The sequence below is a fragment of the uncultured Bifidobacterium sp. genome, from assembly GCF_963540075.1.
Lineage (GTDB): Bacteria > Actinomycetota > Actinomycetes > Actinomycetales > Bifidobacteriaceae > Bifidobacterium.
In genome coordinates this window covers 1-16558 of record NZ_CAUTOG010000034.1, presented here as the reverse complement: position 1 = coordinate 16558, position 16558 = coordinate 1, and the positions used below count along the sequence as shown (strand labels likewise).

Annotated in this window: 13 protein-coding genes; 1 reads left to right on the top strand and 12 read right to left on the bottom strand. The window is 68.5% G+C overall.

Going from position 1 to position 16558, the window contains the following annotated elements; all coding sequences use genetic code 11:
• From argH to RWX87_RS05110, 12 genes are all read right to left on the bottom strand, one after another.
• Window positions 1-1353: argininosuccinate lyase (gene argH, locus RWX87_RS05165; RefSeq protein WP_314688252.1), on the bottom strand; the 1353-nt coding region annotated here is incomplete at its 3' end.
• 47 nt (window positions 1354-1400) lie between these two features.
• On the bottom strand, window positions 1401-2639 hold the full coding sequence (locus RWX87_RS05160; RefSeq protein WP_314688247.1) for an argininosuccinate synthase: 1239 nt from the start codon (window positions 2637-2639) through the stop codon (window positions 1401-1403).
• Window positions 2640-2820: 181 nt separating this feature from the next.
• Window positions 2821-3384 (bottom strand): arginine repressor, encoded by a 564-nt coding sequence (argR, locus tag RWX87_RS05155; RefSeq protein ID WP_314688243.1) that lies wholly within the window; start codon window positions 3382-3384, stop codon window positions 2821-2823.
• Window positions 3385-3394: 10 nt separating this feature from the next.
• On the bottom strand, window positions 3395-4360 hold the full coding sequence (gene argF, locus RWX87_RS05150; protein WP_314688239.1) for an ornithine carbamoyltransferase: 966 nt from the start codon (window positions 4358-4360) through the stop codon (window positions 3395-3397).
• A gap of 47 nt (window positions 4361-4407) precedes the next feature.
• Window positions 4408-5700 (bottom strand): acetylornithine transaminase, encoded by a 1293-nt coding sequence (locus tag RWX87_RS05145; protein ID WP_314688235.1) that lies wholly within the window; start codon window positions 5698-5700, stop codon window positions 4408-4410.
• Window positions 5690-6646 carry an acetylglutamate kinase gene (gene argB, locus RWX87_RS05140; RefSeq protein WP_314688232.1) on the bottom strand — a complete coding sequence of 319 codons (957 nt, stop codon included), beginning with the start codon at window positions 6644-6646 and terminating at the stop codon, window positions 5690-5692. Before argB ends, RWX87_RS05145 begins: the two co-directional genes overlap by 11 nt.
• A 32-nt stretch (window positions 6647-6678) precedes the next feature.
• A complete protein-coding gene (gene argJ, locus RWX87_RS05135) occupies window positions 6679-7848 on the bottom strand; it encodes a bifunctional glutamate N-acetyltransferase/amino-acid acetyltransferase ArgJ (RefSeq protein WP_314688229.1) in 1170 nt (389 codons plus the stop codon).
• Window positions 7845-8939 carry an N-acetyl-gamma-glutamyl-phosphate reductase gene (gene argC / locus RWX87_RS05130; RefSeq protein ID WP_314688227.1) on the bottom strand — a complete coding sequence of 365 codons (1095 nt, stop codon included), beginning with the start codon at window positions 8937-8939 and terminating at the stop codon, window positions 7845-7847. The genes argJ and argC overlap by 4 nt, the downstream gene beginning before the upstream one ends.
• 188 nt (window positions 8940-9127) lie before the next feature.
• Window positions 9128-9877 (bottom strand): hypothetical protein, encoded by a 750-nt coding sequence (locus tag RWX87_RS05125; protein WP_314688226.1) that lies wholly within the window; start codon window positions 9875-9877, stop codon window positions 9128-9130.
• 18 nt (window positions 9878-9895) lie between these two features.
• Window positions 9896-12502 carry a phenylalanine--tRNA ligase subunit beta gene (gene pheT, locus RWX87_RS05120; protein ID WP_314688223.1) on the bottom strand — a complete coding sequence of 869 codons (2607 nt, stop codon included), beginning with the start codon at window positions 12500-12502 and terminating at the stop codon, window positions 9896-9898.
• A gap of 6 nt (window positions 12503-12508) precedes the next feature.
• Window positions 12509-13576 (bottom strand): phenylalanine--tRNA ligase subunit alpha, encoded by a 1068-nt coding sequence (pheS, locus tag RWX87_RS05115; protein ID WP_314688254.1) that lies wholly within the window; start codon window positions 13574-13576, stop codon window positions 12509-12511.
• Window positions 13577-13671: 95 nt separating this feature from the next.
• The gene (locus RWX87_RS05110; RefSeq protein ID WP_314688221.1) at window positions 13672-14667 is read right to left on the bottom strand and encodes an RNA methyltransferase; all 996 of its coding nucleotides are present in this window, start codon (window positions 14665-14667) and stop codon (window positions 13672-13674) included.
• A 216-nt stretch (window positions 14668-14883) separates the two neighbouring features.
• Between RWX87_RS05110 and RWX87_RS05105 the strand changes: the two genes are divergently transcribed.
• Window positions 14884-16542 carry an ABC transporter permease gene (locus RWX87_RS05105; protein ID WP_314688219.1) on the top strand — a complete coding sequence of 553 codons (1659 nt, stop codon included), beginning with the start codon at window positions 14884-14886 and terminating at the stop codon, window positions 16540-16542.
• Window positions 16543-16558 lie beyond the last annotated feature (16 nt).

The window sequence follows — 16558 nt, the reverse complement described above, 5'->3', positions numbered from 1 at the left end:
GACCGATCCGGCAGCGGACAGGACGGAACGGACCTCGGGGGCCCTGTCCGAAGGGATGTGTCCGTCGAAGACGCGGCGGAAGTCGTCATCCGTGAGATCCCACAGCTCCACCCCGCGTCCCTCGGCCAGCCGCACGCAGGCCCCGGACATCTCGTGCGCGTGACGGAACGGAACCCCCTGCCGCACCAGCCATTCGGCGATGTCGGTGGCGAGGGCGAACCCGGTGGGCGCCTGGTCCTCAAGGCGGTCGCGGTCGAAGACCATGGTGCGGACCATGCCGGCGAAGGCCGGCAGCAGGGTCTCCAGGGTGTCCACCTGGTCGAAGACGGCCTCCTTGTCCTCCTGGAGGTCACGGGCGTAGGCGGTGGGCAGGCCCTTGAGCGTGGCGAGCAGACCGGTCAGATCGCCGATGAGCCTGCCGGCCTTGCCGCGGGTGAGCTCGGCGACGTCAGGGTTCTTCTTCTGCGGCATGATGGACGAGCCGGTCGACCAGGCGTCGTCGAGTCGGACGAAGGCGAACTCCTGGGTGTTCCAGATGATGATCTCCTCGCTGAGACGCGACAGGTCGACGCCGAGCATGGCGGACACGAAGGCGAATTCGGCAACCGCGTCACGGCTGGAGGTCCCGTCGACGGAGTTGTCGACGACGCGCGAGAATCCGAGTTCCCTCGCCACGGCGACGGGATCGAGACCAAGCGTGCTTCCGGCGAGCGCCCCGGAGCCGTAGGGACTGGCGTCGGCTCGGCGGTCCCAGTCGACGAGGCGAGCCACGTCGCGCAGCAGGGGCCAGGCATGGGCCATGAGCTGATGCGACAGGAGAATGGGCTGGGCGTGCTGCATATGGGTGCGTCCGGGCATGACAATCGTCCCGGCGCTCTCCGCCTGCCCGAGCAGGGCGTCGACGACCCCGAGCACCTCGCCGGCGACGAGACGTGCGTGGCGCCTCAGCCACATCCGGATCAGCGTGGCGATCTGGTCGTTGCGGGAACGTCCGGCACGCAGCTTGCCGCCGAGCTCGTCGCCGGCGATGTCGATAAGACCGCGTTCCAGGGCCGTGGCCTCGTCCTCGTCGGACTCGACGGGGGCGAAGCTTCCGTCGTCCACATGCCGCTGCAGCTCGTCGAGCGCCGCCTCCATCCCGGCGAGCTCGTCATCGTCGAGCAGGCCGGCCCGCCCGAGGGCCCGCGCATGCGCCCGCGATCCGGCGATGTCGTCGTCGGCGAGCCTCCAGTCGAACTGCGTGGACTTCGACAGCCGGGCGAGCTCGGGCGCCGGGCCGGAGGCGAAGCGGCCTCCCCACAGGGCGAGACGCCCCTCGCCGGCGTTGACGTCATGCTCCTCGTTCTCGCCCATGATGCTCCTTACCGCGTTATGGAATCCGTCCGTCCCGTCCCCCGCGTCTACTCGACGGAGTTTGACGGCACCTCGATGCCCTTGCCGAACTTCACGTCGCGGGCGGCGGCCACCTTGCTGGGCAGACCGTAGATCTCGATGAAGCCGTTGGAGGCGTGCTGGTCGAAGCTGTCCCCGGAGTCATAGGTCGCCAGGCTGTAGTCATACAGCGAGGTGTCGGAGCGCCGGCCCGTGACGACCGCGCGGCCGCCGTGCAGCACCATGCGGATCTCGCCGGAGACGTAACGCTGGGTCTCCTCGATGAAGGCGTTGAGGGAGCGCACGGCCGGGGAGAACCACTGGGCGTCATAGACGAGCTCCGCCCAGCGCTTGTCGATGTCGCGCTTGATGCGATGCTGCTCGCGTTCGAGGCAGCAGTTCTCGAGCTCCTGGTGGGCGACGATCAGGGCCACGGCCCCGGGGGCCTCGTAGAGCTCTCGTGACTTGATGCCGACGAGACGGTCCTCGATGAGGTCGATGCGGCCGATGCCCTGGGCTCCGGCGCGACGGTTCATCTCCTCGACGGCCTGCAGCGGGGTGACGTCATGGCCGTCGATGGCCACGGGGACGCCCTCCTCGAAGGCGATGACGACCTCGTCCTCGGCCGGGGGGAACGCCGGGTCGTCGGTGTAGGTGTAGCAGTCCTTGGTGGGCCCGTTCCACGGGTCCTCGAGGAATCCCGTCTCGATGGCGCGTCCCCAGACGTTCTGGTCGATGGAGAAGGGGCTTTTCTTCGTCTGGACGATGGGCAGGTGATGGTCAGCCGCGAACTGGATCTCCACGTCGCGGGTGAGCGAGAGGTCTCGGATGGGGCTGATGGCCTTGAGCGTGGGATCGATGGACTGGATGGAGACCTCGAAGCGCACCTGGTCGTTGCCCTTGCCGGTGCAGCCGTGGGCGATGGTGTCCGCCCCGAACTGGTGGGCGGCGCGCACGAGATGCTTGGTGATGAGCGGCCGGGAGATGGCGGAGACCAGCGGGTAGACGCCCTCATACATGGCGTTGGCCTTGAGCGCGGGCATGCAGTACTCGGAGGCGAACTCGTCGCGGGCGTCCACGACGTAGGCCTCGACCGCGCCGCAGTCGAGCGCGCGCTGCTTGATGGTCTCGAGGCTCTCCCCGCCCTGGCCGACGTCGAGGGAGACGGCGACGACGTCCTTCCCCGTGCGCTCCTGGAGGAACGAGATGGCGACGGAGGTGTCGAGACCCCCGGAATACGCGAGGACGATGCGGTTCTTATCGCTCATGGCAGACCTTTCCTGACCCTTCCGGATGTATGGCGCAAGTATATACGACATTCCGTATAATTATGCATTCTCTTGGGCGGCGTGTCACGGAGGCGTGCCCTCGGCGCCGCGGATGCGCGCGGCCGCGGCATGATCCATCACTGCGCCATCCCGGGGCTCCGGCAGCCGAACGGGAATCCCCCTATGCCTCCGGCATGGACGACGGGTCGGAGGAGGACCCGGCCGGCGAACTCGGGGCGGCGCCGGAGGCGATGTCAAGCAGCCACTGCGCCCGATCCGCCGCCACCTCGTCGTCGGAGCACACCATCATCACCGTGTCGTCGCCGGCGATCGTGCCGAGGATGCCCTCGATGGACTGCCTGTCGATGACGCTGGCCACGTACTGGGCCGCACCCGACGGGGTGTGCACCACGACGAGGTTGCGGGCGGTGGCCACCGAGGTCACCAGCCCCGAGATGACGCGGGACATCCTCTGCTCGATCCTCAGCGCCCTTTCGGCGACCCCCTCCCCCGGCCTGTGTTCCGCAAGGACATAGGCCACGGTGCCGTCCGCGAGCCGCGTCTTGGTGGCGTTCATCTCGTCAAGGTCGCGACTGAGGGTGGCCTGGGTGACCTCGATGCCCTGGGCGGCGAGCACCAACGCCAGCTGGGACTGGGAGGTGATGGCCGAGCTCCCCAGAGCCTCCTCGATGGCGCTGAGGCGAGCCGCACGGGTGGCGGGGCGCTGCATCGGAGACGAGGACATGATGACGCGCCTACGCCAGCAGGGACTCGTCGCCGCGCAGCCGGCCCATCAGCCAGGTGAGCAGGGCCTTCTGCGCGTGCAGACGGTTCTCGGCCTCATCCCAGACCACCGAGCGCGGCCCATCGATCACCGAGGCGGTGACCTCCTTGCCCCGGTAGGCCGGAAGACAGTGCTGGAAGAGGGCGTCGGGCTTCGCCAGGCCCATGAGGGCGTCATTGACCTGATAGTCCCAGAAGGGCTTGGACCGGATGGCATATTCGGCCTCCTCCCCCATCGACACCCAGGTGTCGGTGAACACGCAGTCCACGTCGGACGCCGCCTCGCGGGGATCCGTCGTGACGAGGACGCGCCCGCCGGTCTCGGAGGCGATGGCCTGGGCCTTCGCGACGATCGTCGGATCGGGAAGGAACCCATAGGGACCGGCCACCCGCACGTCCATCCCTGCGGTGGCGCCGCCCAGCAGATAGGAGTTCGCCATGTTGTTCGAGGCGTCGCCGACGTAGGCGATGGACATGCCCGGCAGCGCGTCGACGCCCCCCCGATGCTGCGCGAGGGTGAGCAGGTCGGCGAGCACCTGGCAGGGATGGAACTCGTCAGTCAGGGCGTTGACGACCGGCACCGTCGAATACTCGGCCATCCGCTCGACCCTCTCCTGTCCGAAGGTGCGCCAGACGATGGCCGAGGCCATGCGGGTGAGCACGCGGGCCGTGTCCTCCACGGGCTCCCCGCGACCCAGCTGCGAGCCGGACTTGTCGATGATCAGCGGGTATCCGCCGAGCTCGGCGACCCCGATCGAGAAGCTCGAGCGCGTGCGCGTGCTCGGCTTGTCGAACAGCACGGCCACGGCCTGGGGTCCCTCGAAGGGACGCCGGTGAAAACGGTCGTCGCGGAAGCGCATCCCGAGCTCGAGGATCTGCCGCTGCTCCTCATGGCTCACGTCGTCGTCGCGCAGCATATGGCGAAGTTCACCATTCATATCCGTCTCCTTCATGCATTCCGTCATGGCGTTCCATCCGCGGCGTCTCAGTCGTCCGGCAGGTCGCCCGGCACGCGCGACAGCACGTCCACGGCCTCGTCGACGTCGTCCGCGTCGATGATGAGCGGCGGCGCCATCCGCAAGGCGTCGGGCGCCACGGCGTTGACGATGAGCCCGTGCTCCAGAGCCCATCCCATGACGGCATGGGCGCAGGGATGTGCGAGCTGGACCGCGTCAAGCAGCCCCCGGCCCCGCGTGCCGACGTACAGGGGATTGCCGCATCCGTCGATGGCCTCACGCAGCTGACCACCGCGCTCCTCGGCGTTGGCGACCAGACCGTCCTCCTCGATGACGTCGAGCGTCGCCAGGGCGGCCGCAGCCCCCAGGGGATTGCCCGCGAAGGTCGAGCCATGGGAGCCCGGCGTGAAAAGGGCGGAAAGACTCCGTCCGAAGGCGATCGCACCCCCCATGGGGAAGCCTCCGGCCACGCCCTTGGCGAAGGTGACGATATCGGGGGTGACGCCCGGGGCCAGGTCGTCCCTCTGGAAGGCGAACCAGGCGCCCGTGCGTCCGATGCCGGTCTGCACCTCGTCGACGATGAGCAGCGCATGGTTGACGTCGCACATGCGGCGCACGCGCAGGACGTACTCGGGGTCGAGAGGACGCACGCCCGCCTCCCCTTGGATGAGCTCGAGGATGACGGCCGCCACCGGTCCCTCGCCGTAGGACCCCTTGCCCGTCTTCGCGAAGGCGTCATACAGCGCCATGGGGTCGCCGGATTCGACGAACTCCACCGCGGGCAGCAGGGGCTCGAAGGGCGTGCGGATGGCGGGCTTCCAGGTGGCGCTCAGCGCGCCCATGGTCCGGCCGTGGAATCCGTTGGTGAGGGCGACGATTCTGGAGGGCTTGCCGCCGAGGTCCGGCAGCGCCCCCGGAAGGGTCCTGCCGTACAGCCTCGCGAGCTTGAGCGCGGCCTCGTTCGCCTCGGCCCCCGAATTGCCGAAGTAGACGTGGGAGCCCTTCGGCGCTCCGGAAAGCTCCACCAGACGTGCGGCGAGACGAATCTGCGGCTCGGTGGCGAAGTAGTTGCTCGTATGCGCGACGCGCGCCGCCTGCTCGGACACGGCCTTCACCCAGCGCGGATGGGCGTAGCCCAGGGCGTTGACGGCGATTCCGCCGAGGAAGTCGAGATACTCGTTGCCGTCGACGTCCCAGATGCGCGCCCCGCGACCGTGGTCCATGACGCGCAGAGGCGTGCCGAAGACGTTCATGTGGACGTCGCGGTACTCGTCAAGCCATCTGGCGTCCTCGGGCCCCAGGGTCTCCTTCTCATAGGACATAGGAACTCCTCATCTCCACGCCGTCCTCCGGGACGACCATGGTTCCGATCCCCGCCGTGGTGAAGATCTCGTTGAGTATGGAATGCGGCTTGCGGCCGTCGATGATATGGGCCTGCGGCACGCCGCCGTCGAGGGCCCTGACGCACGCCTCCATCTTGGGACGCATGCCGGACTCCAGATCGGGGAGCATGTCCCTGAGGTTCTCCACGCCGATGCGGCCGATCAGGGAATCACGGTCGGGCCAGTCGGCGTACAGACCGTCGACGTCGGTGAGGATGACGAGCTTGCGCGCGCCAAGGGCCGCGGCCAGGGCCGCGGCCGCCGAGTCGGCGTTGATGTTGAGCACCCTCGTGGCGTCATCCTCGTCAGGGGCGACCGAGGAGACGACCGGGATGCGGCCCGCCGCGATGAGGTCCTCGACCGCCGAGGCGTCGACGCTCACCACGTCGCCGACCAGACCGATGTCCGTCGCGACGCCGTCGATGACCGGATGCCTCGTGGCGGCCGAGAACAGGCCTCCGTCCTCGCCGGACAATCCCACGGCGAAGGGGCCATGCGTGTTGATCAGCCCCACGAGCTCGCGGGAGACCTTGCCGGTGAGCACCATGCGCACGACGTCCATCGCCTCCGGGGAGGTGACCCTGAGCCCCCCGCGGAACTCGGATCTGATTCCCAGGGCCTTGAGCATGGTCGAGATCTGCGGGCCTCCGCCATGGACCACGACGGGATGCAGCCCCACCTGCCGAAGGAAGACCATATCCTCGGCGAAGCAGGCCTTGAGATGCTCATCCACCATGGCGTTGCCGCCGTATTTGACGACGATCCGCGACCCGGCGAACTCCTCGAGCCAAGGCAGCGCCTCGATGAGCACCTCCGCCTTCTGGTCGGCCCGCAGATCGGTGTGGACGTCGAAATGGAAGCCGGGCCCCTTGACGGCGTCGGTCATGTCCCTCTCCTCCGTTCCTTCCGTGATGAGCCTCAGCTCTCGTAGTCCGCGTTGATGTGCACGTAGTCGACCGTGAGGTCGTCCGTCCAGACGGTCGCCTCCTCACCGCCCTCGTGCAGGTCGACGTCGATGTGGACCTCCTCGGGGGTCATGTCGACCTCCGAGCGGTCGCGGCCGGGACGGCCGCCGTCGCAGATCCGCACGCCGTTGATGTCGACCGTGACCTTCATCGGGTCGTACGTGGCGACGGATTCGGGCACGGTCCCCAGGGAGCTCACGACGCGCCCCCAGTTGGGATCGTTGCCGTAGATCGCGCATTTGAGCAGGTTGGAGGCGGCCACGGCCCGCGCGCAGGCCAGGGCGGCGGCCTCGCTTCCGGCCCCGGAGACGCGGATCCGCACCGCATGGGTGCACCCCTCGCCGTCGCCGACGATCTGGCGTGCGAGCGAGGCGCAGGCTTGCGCGATGAGACCGGCGAACTCCTGCGGGTCCGGACGGACACCCGATGCGCCGGAGGCCAGAAGCAGCACCGTGTCGTTGGTGGACATGCAGCCGTCGACGTCGATGCGGTTGAAGGACGTCCCCACGCCCGCCGCCAGGGCGCCATGAAGCGCATCGGCGTCCACGACGGCGTCGGTCGTGATGACGCACAGCATGGTGGCCAGCTGCGGGGCGATCATGCCCGAGCCCTTGACCATGCCGCCGATACGGTATCCGCTTCCGTCCAGGGCGACGGTTTTGGGCTTCGTGTCGGTGGTCATGATGGCGTGCGCGGCGGCGGCCCCCGCCGCCTCATCCGAGCCGAGCGACCTCTGGGCTGCGTCCACGCCGGCAAGCACCCGGTCCAGCGGCAGCAGCTCGCCGATGAGCCCGGTGGAGCATACCGCCACCTCCGCGGAAGCGACGGAAAGATGGCCCGCCTCGCGTTCGGCCGTGGCGCGGGACTGCGCGTATCCCTCCGGGCCGGTGCAGGCGTTCGCGCCTCCGGAGTTCAGCACGACGGCCCGCAGCCGGCCATCGGCGACGGCGACGCGCGACCACTGCACGGGTGCGGCGCAGAAGCGGTTCGAGGTGAACACGCCGGTCGCGGCCTCCAGGGGGCCGTCGTTGACGACGAGCGCAAGGTCGGGCTTGTCGGGGATGGAGGAGATGCCGGCGGCGACTCCGGCCGCCGAGAACCCCTGGGGATAGGTGACGCTCATGGTGCCACTCCGATCGTCGTCAGGCCCTGGTCCTCAGGAAGACCCAGGGCGATGTTGAGGGACTGCAGCGCCTGTCCGGCGGTGCCGCGCGTGAGATTGTCGATGGCCGAGAAGGCGAGGAGACGGCCGGCCCGACGATCCACGACCACCTGAAGATGCGCCGCGTTCGAACCGATGACGTTCCCGGTGGCGGGCAGCTCGCCCGGTTCGAGCAGCATCATGAAACGCTCGTCGTCGTAGGCGCGATGCCAGGCCGCACGGATGTCGGCGTCCGTCATGCCGCGCGCCTTCGGACTCAGCGGCGCGGAGACCGTGGCGAGGATGCCGCGCGCCATGGGCGCCAGCACGGGAGTGAAGCTCAGCGGGAAATCGGAGGCATGGGAGGCGTCGAGACCCGCGGCATGCGCGAGGTTCTGTCTGATCTCCGGGATGTGACGATGCGTCCCGCCCACGCCGTAGGGAACGGCGGATCCGAAGGCCTCGGCGGCCAGCAGACCGACGCGCCTGAGATTGCGTCCGGCTCCCGAATAGCCGACGACGAGGTCGGCAACGATCCCCGTGGCGTCGATGAGTCCTTCGGCGACGGCGGGCTGGATGGCCAGGGTGGTGGCCGTCACGTTGCATCCGGGTCCGGCGATGCGCCGTACGCCCGCCAGGGACTCGCGCTGCCTGATGAGGGATCCGTCGTTCCGCCGCCCCACGATGAGTTCGGGCATGCCATAGGCCCAGTGGTCGTGGAACTCCCCGCCGTAGAAGTCGTCCCAGTCGTCCTTCTCCTCAAGACGGTGGTCGGCGCCGAGATCGACGACGACGGCCTGGGGGTCGAGCCCTTCGGCGAGAGCTCCCGAAGCGCCATGGGGAAGGGCCAGGATGATGACGTCATGGCCGTTCAGCGTCTCGGGGGTGGTGTCCTCGACGACGAGCCCGGCATAGCGGGGGATGTGCGGCATATGCCGTCCGAGCCTGTCGCCGACCGAGGATCGTCCGGTCACGCAGGTGACCTCGAAGCGCGGTTCCGACGCCAGAAGACGCAGGGCCTCGCCGCCCGCGTACCCCGTCGCGCCGGCGACCGCCACACTGAGAACCCCCATGGAACCTCCATTCGGCTGCATGACATTGAATCGCATGGACTCCGTCGGCGGCGGCATCCGTTCCGTCCGTTCCGTCGGATGGATCCGAGGCCCGGTGATGGGCATAATCATATACAGAGTTCCGTATATTTATGCATCCGCGTGTCGGGAAGAGGGGGTGGGACGGCTCGGACGAGGGATGTCGCGACCTACGCGGAGATCGAACTCCCCGACGTCCCCGACGACGACTGACCGGTCGCCCATTGGATCAGCATGTCGATGCTGATCCCGTTCTTCACCATCCACACGTCGACGGCCGTGATGAGCAGACTGACGACGATCGCCGCGACGGCCAGCCCGAAGCCCCTCATATGGAACCGCCGGGTACGCCAGAGGGATATGCCGCCCATCACCGCCGGCAGCACAGGGACGCCGACGAAGGCGAAGACGAGGGCGAGGACGGCATAGGAGTCCCACCGTCCGTAGAGCGGGTTCTGTCCCGGATCGGCGAGGTCCACGCCATGGAACATCTCCGGACGATGGGGGGCGGCCGGAGCCGATGCCGCCGTCTTCGGCCCTTGCGTCCGCGGCGCGGAGGATGGGGCGGGAGAGGCGGTCGGCGTCGTCGGGGCGGGACGGCCGTAGAGGTACGGGTCGTATCCGGAAGGATAGGAACTGGCCAGAGCCCCGTATTCGGGCATGCGCACCTGCCCGTATTCGGGCTGTCTGGGCGCCGCCGGCACCGGAGCGACGTCGGACGCACCATCCCGGTCGGAGGAGCCGGGCATCTCGGAGCCGCGTCGCGGAGCCTGTGGACGGTTCGCCGGAGGCGGGGCTGGCGTTCCGTCCGGGGCAGGGACCGCGGGACGTCCCGCTCCGGGCTCCGCGGAATGCCTCACGTCAGCGTCGTCCCGTGTTGGGGTCCCGTCGGGGGTCCCGTGCTCCGGATCGTCCGTCATGGCCGTCCTCCCGTCATGTCAGGCCCGCAGACTCGCGCCCAGGGCCGAGGCGCTCCGGACGATGTCCTGTCGGATGGCCTCGCTGCCCTGGGAGGTCAGAGTGCGGTCGGACGCCCGGAAGACGACGGAGAACGCCAGGGACTTCATGCCTTCGCCCAGCTGGCCTCCGGTGAATACGTCGAACAGCCGCACCTCCTCGAGGACATCCCCGGCCGCGGAGCGGATCGCCCCGATGAGCTCGGCGGCGGTGACGGACTCCGGCATGGTGAAGGCCAGATCCTGTCTCACGGGAGGATACGTCGAGATGGGCGCCGCCTGCACGGGGCCGGAGTCGAGAAGAGCGAACAGCGCGGTGAGATCAAGCTCGAAGGCCGAGGAATGCTCAGGCAGGCCCAGGGCCTGGAGCACGCGGGGATGAAGCTCGCCGACGCGTCCGATCCTCGTTTCGCCGAGAACGACATGGGCGAAGCGTCCCGGATGCCAGGAGACGGGGACGCCGTCGGGCTCCGGCTGCTTCAGTGCGATGCGGGCGCCAAGCCGATCGGCGACGCGACGAGTCGCCTCCACGGCATCCGTCCAGTCGACCGGACGCCTGTCCCCCAGCCAGCCGGAATCCTCGGCCAGCCCCGTGAATACGCCCGCCACATGAAGCGGCTGGTCGGGAAGCCCGGCGTCAAGGGCCTTCAGCTGCTCGTCGCTGGGGCGCACCCCGCCCGGCAGGGCCGGAATGGCCGGGGCCTGCGGATTCCATAGATATACATGGCCGATCTCATACAGCGAGACGTCATCGATGCCGCGTCGCCTGTTGCGCTGGACGGTCTGGGCGAGGGTGGGCAGCACCATCCGGCGCAGATACGGACGATCGCCGGCCAGAGGGTTGGCGACCTCGACGCTGACGGGCGTGACGTCCCCCTCCTCGAGCCGGAAGGCCTCGAAGTCGGCATGGCCGACGAAGGGGTAGCTCAGGGTCTCGGTCATGCCGTATTCGGCGAGCTCGGTGGCGACCTGACGGCGTCGGACCTGGTCGGGGGTCAGTCCCACCGCCCCCTGGACGGGAGCGCGTGGCACGGTGACGGGAATCTCGTCGTAGCCGACGAGTCGTGCCACCTCCTCGACGAGGTCGCAGGGCTCGGTGAGGTCAGGCCGCCAGCTGGGCGGCGTGACGGAGAACTCCCCGTTGCCTCCTCCGGCGACCGAGCATCCGATATCGGTGAGGATGTCGCTGATTCGGTTCACGGGGGTCTCGAGCCCGGTGAGTCTGCGAACCTCACCCGCGCGGAAGGCGATCGGACGACGACGCGCCGTGCGATCCACGTCCATCGGATGCTCGGAGGGCTCCCCCGCCCCGTACTTGGCGAGCAGATCGCAGGCCATCTGGGCGGCGGCGGGCTGCAGACGCGGATCCACCCCGCGTTCGAATCGTCTCGAGGCCTCCGAGGGGATCTTGTGGCGCCGGGCGGAGCGCGCGATGGAGATCTGGTCGAAGCAGGCGGATTCCAGCAGGATGTTGCGCGTGTCGGCGGTGACCTCGCCGTACAGTCCGCCCATGACGCCGGCGAGTCCGAGGATGCGGCTTCCCGCCTGCCCGTTCGGGGAGTCCGTGATGAGCAGGTCCTCCTCGCTGAGCTCGTGGCCCCTGCCGTCGAGCGTCGTCAGACGCTCACCGGCGCGTGCGCGGCGCACGACGATCGGCGCTTCGATCTTGTCGAGGTCGTAGGCGTGCATCGGCTGGCCGAGGTCGAGCATGACGTAGTTGGTCACGTCCACGGCCAGGGAGAGAGAGCGCATCCCGGCCCTCACCAGACGGCGGCGCATCCAGTTGGGCGTGTGGGACGCAGGGTCGAAGCCGCGCACGGCCCGCGCGTAGTAGCGGCTGCATCCCGGCACGCCATGAATCGGGTCGTCATCCTCGATTCGAACCTCGATGTCTGCGGCCTTGCCGGCGGCACCGCACGTCCTGGGTGCTCTGGAGTCCAGCCTGGGCACGGGGTCGACGAAGGGCGCCCCGGTGGAGTGATGGTATTCGCGGGCCACGCCGCGGTAGGAGAAGGCGTATCCGCGGTCGGGGGTGATGTTGATCTCGAGGATGGGCTGGTCGAGATGCAGCAGATGCATGGCGTCGTCGCCCGGCTTCATCCCCTCCACCTGCTCGGGGGTGAACCCGTAGTGGCCGAGAAGGATGATCCCGTCATGGTTGTCGCCGAGGCCGAGCTCGCGCTCGGAGGCGCACATGCCGTCGGAGACGTGGCCGTAGGTCTTCCGCGGCTCGATGCGGAAGTCACCGGGGAGGACGGCCCCTGGAAGAGTGACGACGACCTTCTCGCCGGCGGCCATGTTCGGCGCGCCGCAGACGATGCCGCGCGGCACCCTCCTCCCGTCCGCGTCGACGGCGTTGTATTTCTCCCCGACGTCCACATGGCACCAGTTGATGACCTTGCCGTTCGTCTGGGGCTCGGGGGTGGCGTCGACGACGTAGCCGACGACGACGGGACCCGTGACCTGCGAGGGATGGATGGTCTCCTCCTCGAGACCGACGCGGACGAGGTCGGCGGCCAGCCTCTCATAGCTGAGGTCCCGAGGAACCTCGACGTGCTCCCGGAGCCAATCGATATCCACCATGGGCATGGCCGCTCACTCCCCCATCACGAACTGGTCGCTGAATCGCACGTCGCCCTCGACGAGGTCGTGCATGTCGTTGATGTCATGGCGCAGCAGCAGCGTGCGCTCCATGCCGACGCCGAAGGCGAATCCGGTGTACTTCCCGGGGTCGAGACCCGCCGATTTGAGCACGTTGGGATTGACCATGCCGCAGCCTCCCCATTCGATCCATCCGGCGCCCCCCTTCTTGTCGGGGAACCACAGGTCAAGCTCGGCGCTCGGCTCGGTGAACGGGAAGTAGCTGGGACGCAGACGGCTCTTCGCCTCAGGCCCGAACATGGCCACGGCGAGCTTGTCCAGAACGCCCTTGAGGTCCGCCATCGTCAGGTCGCGGTCCACGGCCAGCGCCTCGCACTGATGGAACACCGGCGTGTGGGTGGCGTCGAGCTCGTCGGTGCGGAACACGCGTCCCGGGGAGGCGATGTACAGGGGGACGCCGCGGGTGAGCAGCGCGCGCACCTGGTCCGACGAGGTCTGGGTGCGCAGCACCATGTTGGACCCGACGAAGCCAGCGGCGTCCCGGGCCTGGGTGCCCTTGACATAGAAGGTGTCCTGCATCTGGCGGGCGGGATGGTCGGGTCCGAAGTTGAGGGCGTCGAAGTCATACCACTCGCTCTCCACCTCGGGACCCTGCGAGATCTGCCAGCCCATGGACACGAAGAGGTCCTCGACGTCCTCCATCAGACGGGAAAGCGGATGCCGCGCGCCCAGGGGACGGCGTCGTACGGGAAGGGTCATGTCGACGGTCTGCGAGGCGAGTTCACGCGCCTCCTCGGCGGCCGCCACCTCCTTCTCACGAGCGCCGAAGGCGCGTCCGAAGTCCGCCTTGAGCTTCCCCACGACGCGGCCCGCGCCCTTGCGGTCGGCCGGCGGGAGGGATCCCAGCGACCGTCCCGCCCGGGTCAGCACCGACTCGGCGCCGGCGTACCGCGTTCTGATGGAGGCCAGCTCCTCGGAGCTGGAGGCCCGCCCGATCTCCTCGATGCCCGCAGCGACCGCATCGGTCACCGCCTGGACGTCGAACTGCGCATCCTGTGACACAAGCACCCTTTCCGTTCGCGCGACGGGGCCGTCGGCGTCCGCATACCGCCCGGGGCATGGCGTCGCGCCCTTCACCGCCTTGGATTGTCCCAACACTACTCGACAACGCCTGTGGTCCCGGCCGAACCGCCGACGGCCGCGGCGGCCGAGCCGCGACCGGTTCCGGCGCCTGCATCGACGTCTCCCGCAGAAGTCCCCTGACGGCCTGACATCGCCAGAGCGTAGAGCAGCACGGCGGCGCTCGTCGCCAGGTTCAGCGACTCGGCATGCCCGTACATCGGAATGGACGCGACCTCGTCGGCACGAACCAGCAGGGAGTCGGGAAGACCCCGGGCCTCGTTGCCGAACAGCACGCACACCCGTCCCCCGCGGGATGCCACGGAGCGCCGGGCGAGCAGGGCGGGCAGCGGCACGGGGCGGACGTCGGGCATGCCGTGGACGTCCGCGGCGATCAGAGGCAGACCGGAACCGGCGCTCCATCCAAGGAAGTCCGACGTCGACAGATGCACGACAGGAAGATGGAAAAGGGACCCGGCGGTGGACCGCGCGACCTTCGGTCCGTAGGCGTCCACGCAGTCGTCGACGAAAACCGCGGCCGCGCAGCCGGCGGCATCGGCGACCCGGATCACCGCACCGGCGTTCCCCGGATCCCTGATCTGCCAGAAGGCCGCGACCATGCCGGGACAGCCGCCCCGGTCGTCCGTCGGCATCGCCGGGGAGGGCAGGTCGGCGACCGCCACGACGCCCTGGGCCTCGGGCGCGAGACGGTGCATCACGCGCGACGTCACCGGATGGACGTAGGCGCCCGCCGCGTCCGCCGCCTCGGCGACCCCGGCGAGTCTCGGCGACGCCCAGGCGTGGGGATGGGCATGGCCATCCTCGCCGGCCGCCATCGGATCCGGCGCGTTCGTGACCTCCACGAAGACGTCATGAAGCGCGGACGGGACGAAGGCGACGGCCTCGCGCACCGCCTGCGGCCCCTCCACGAGCATGCGCCCATAGCGTCGGCGCTCCCGGACGTCCGTCAGGTCGGCGGCGCGGCGGATGCGCAGGGCGCGGGGGTTGTCGATGGTCTCGTCACTGATGGGCATGAGTCCCACGCTACACGTCGGGAGAAGGCGTCGGCGGAGCCGCGTTCCCAGTTTTCTTTCATGGGACTTTGAGCGTCGGCCCAAACGGCGCGCGGATTATGGGTCACGCCGGAAGCCCCAGGGGCGTTCCGGGCCGGCGAGGGTCGTCGGCACGTCAGGTCGGTGACGGTCGCGTCAGGCGGCGGCCGGCCGAAGCGCAAGGGTCGAAGGACGCATATGTTCATACTGAGGAACGCCTGGAGAAGCGTGGTCCGCAACAAGGGCCGCAACATACTCATCATCATCATCGTGGCCATCATCGCCGCCGCCGCGACCATCGGCCTGTCCATCCGGCAGGCCGCGAACACCGCGAAGGAGAGCGGACTCGAGAACACCACCATCACGGCGCAGATCGATCTCAACCGCAGCAAGCTCATCAGCCAGCAGCGTTCAAGCTCCAGCGCCTCGGCGAGCTCCTCGTCCTCCAGCACGCCGGACTTCGACAGCCTGCGCAAGGCTCTGAGCAACAAGACGCTGTCGCTGGCCAAGTACGAGAAGTACGCCAAGGCCTCCAGCGCGGTGAAGAGCACCTACTACACGGAGACCACCTCCGTCGCCAAGACCGATTCCTTCCAGCCGGTCGAGACCTCCACCTCCTCGAGCTCCTCCAGCTCATCCTCCTCGAGCTCGTCGAACTCGAACTCGCAGATGCCCGGAGGCCAGAGCGGCAGCATGAGCGGCATGCAGTCGACGACCACCACCTCGGGAGACTTCCAGCTCGTCGGCTTCTCCTCCGACACGGCGGTGGCCAACGCCTCCAACGGGACCTTCACCATGAAGTCCGGAAAGGTGTTCGGCTACGGGTCGTCCTCGAACGGCGACGTCATCATCTCCAAATCGCTCGCCGACTTCAACGACCTGAGCGTGGGCGACACCATCACCGTCGAGAACTCCTCCGACAGCTCCACCACCCACAAGCTCACCATCGTGGGCATCTACAAGAACACCTCAGACTCCACTTCGCAGACGAGCGGCCCCAATTCCTCGACCTCCTCGGATCCGGCGAACGCCATCTACACCTCGGTGTCCACCCTCAAGTCGCTGGGGCTCGACAGCTCCTCCGACGACGATGACGCCGCCCAGCTGAGCTTCACCTACGTGTTCGCCAACAAGACCGACTACGAGACCTTCGTCAAGGACGTGAAGAAGGCCGGCCTGTCCAGCAGCTACACGGTGTCCTCCTCCGACGTCGAGGAGTACGAGTCCAGCCTCGTGCCGCTGAACAACCTCTCGAAGTTCGCCCTCACCCTGCTGCTCGTCGTCCTCGGCGTCGGCGCGGTCGTCCTCGTGGCCCTCAACCTCTTCAACGTCCGCGAACGCAAGTACGAGGTGGGCGTGCTCACCGCCATCGGCGTGCGCAAGGCCAAGGTGGCGGCCCAGTTCGTGCTCGAGCTGTTCATCGTCACGATGGTCGGACTGGCCATCGGCGCCGTGGCTGGCGCGGCCACCTCGGTGCCCATCTCCAACCAGCTGCTCGCCAGCCAGGTGTCCTCGGAGCAGAGCGAGCAGACCAGCCAGCAGCAGCAGTTCGGACGCCAGATGCAGGGCGGCGGACAGTCCGGAAGCTCGGCCTCCTCCACGTCGGGGACGTCCTCGAACTCCGGGACGTCGAACTCCGGGTCATCCAACTCCGGCATGCCCTCCGGCGGCTTCGGCAACACCGCCGTCGGAAAGAGCACCACCAAGTACCTCTCCACGGTGAACGCCACGGTGAACCTCAGAGTGGTCGGCCAGCTCATACTCATCGGCCTGGCGCTGACCATCGTCTCCGCCCTGGTCGCGGTGGTGTTCGTCATGAGATACGAGCCATTGCAGATTCTCGCGGACCGGTCCTGACGGACCGCCGGCACAT

Coding starts and splice junctions, on each gene's coding strand:
- RWX87_RS05125 (WP_314688226.1), bottom strand. CDS start 9,877: ATGACGGACGATCCGGAGCACGGGACCCCCGACGGGACCCCAACACGG.
- argR (WP_314688243.1), bottom strand. CDS start 3,384: ATGTCCTCGTCTCCGATGCAGCGCCCCGCCACCCGTGCGGCTCGCCTC.
- argC (WP_314688227.1), bottom strand. CDS start 8,939: ATGGGGGTTCTCAGTGTGGCGGTCGCCGGCGCGACGGGGTACGCGGGC.
- RWX87_RS05145 (WP_314688235.1), bottom strand. CDS start 5,700: ATGTCCTATGAGAAGGAGACCCTGGGGCCCGAGGACGCCAGATGGCTT.
- pheT (WP_314688223.1), bottom strand. CDS start 12,502: ATGCCCATGGTGGATATCGATTGGCTCCGGGAGCACGTCGAGGTTCCT.
- RWX87_RS05160 (WP_314688247.1), bottom strand. CDS start 2,639: ATGAGCGATAAGAACCGCATCGTCCTCGCGTATTCCGGGGGTCTCGAC.
- RWX87_RS05110 (WP_314688221.1), bottom strand. CDS start 14,667: ATGCCCATCAGTGACGAGACCATCGACAACCCCCGCGCCCTGCGCATC.
- argF (WP_314688239.1), bottom strand. CDS start 4,360: ATGAATGGTGAACTTCGCCATATGCTGCGCGACGACGACGTGAGCCAT.
- argB (WP_314688232.1), bottom strand. CDS start 6,646: ATGACCGACGCCGTCAAGGGGCCCGGCTTCCATTTCGACGTCCACACC.
- RWX87_RS05105 (WP_314688219.1), top strand. CDS start 14,884: ATGTTCATACTGAGGAACGCCTGGAGAAGCGTGGTCCGCAACAAGGGC.
- argJ (WP_314688229.1), bottom strand. CDS start 7,848: ATGAGCGTCACCTATCCCCAGGGGTTCTCGGCGGCCGGAGTCGCCGCC.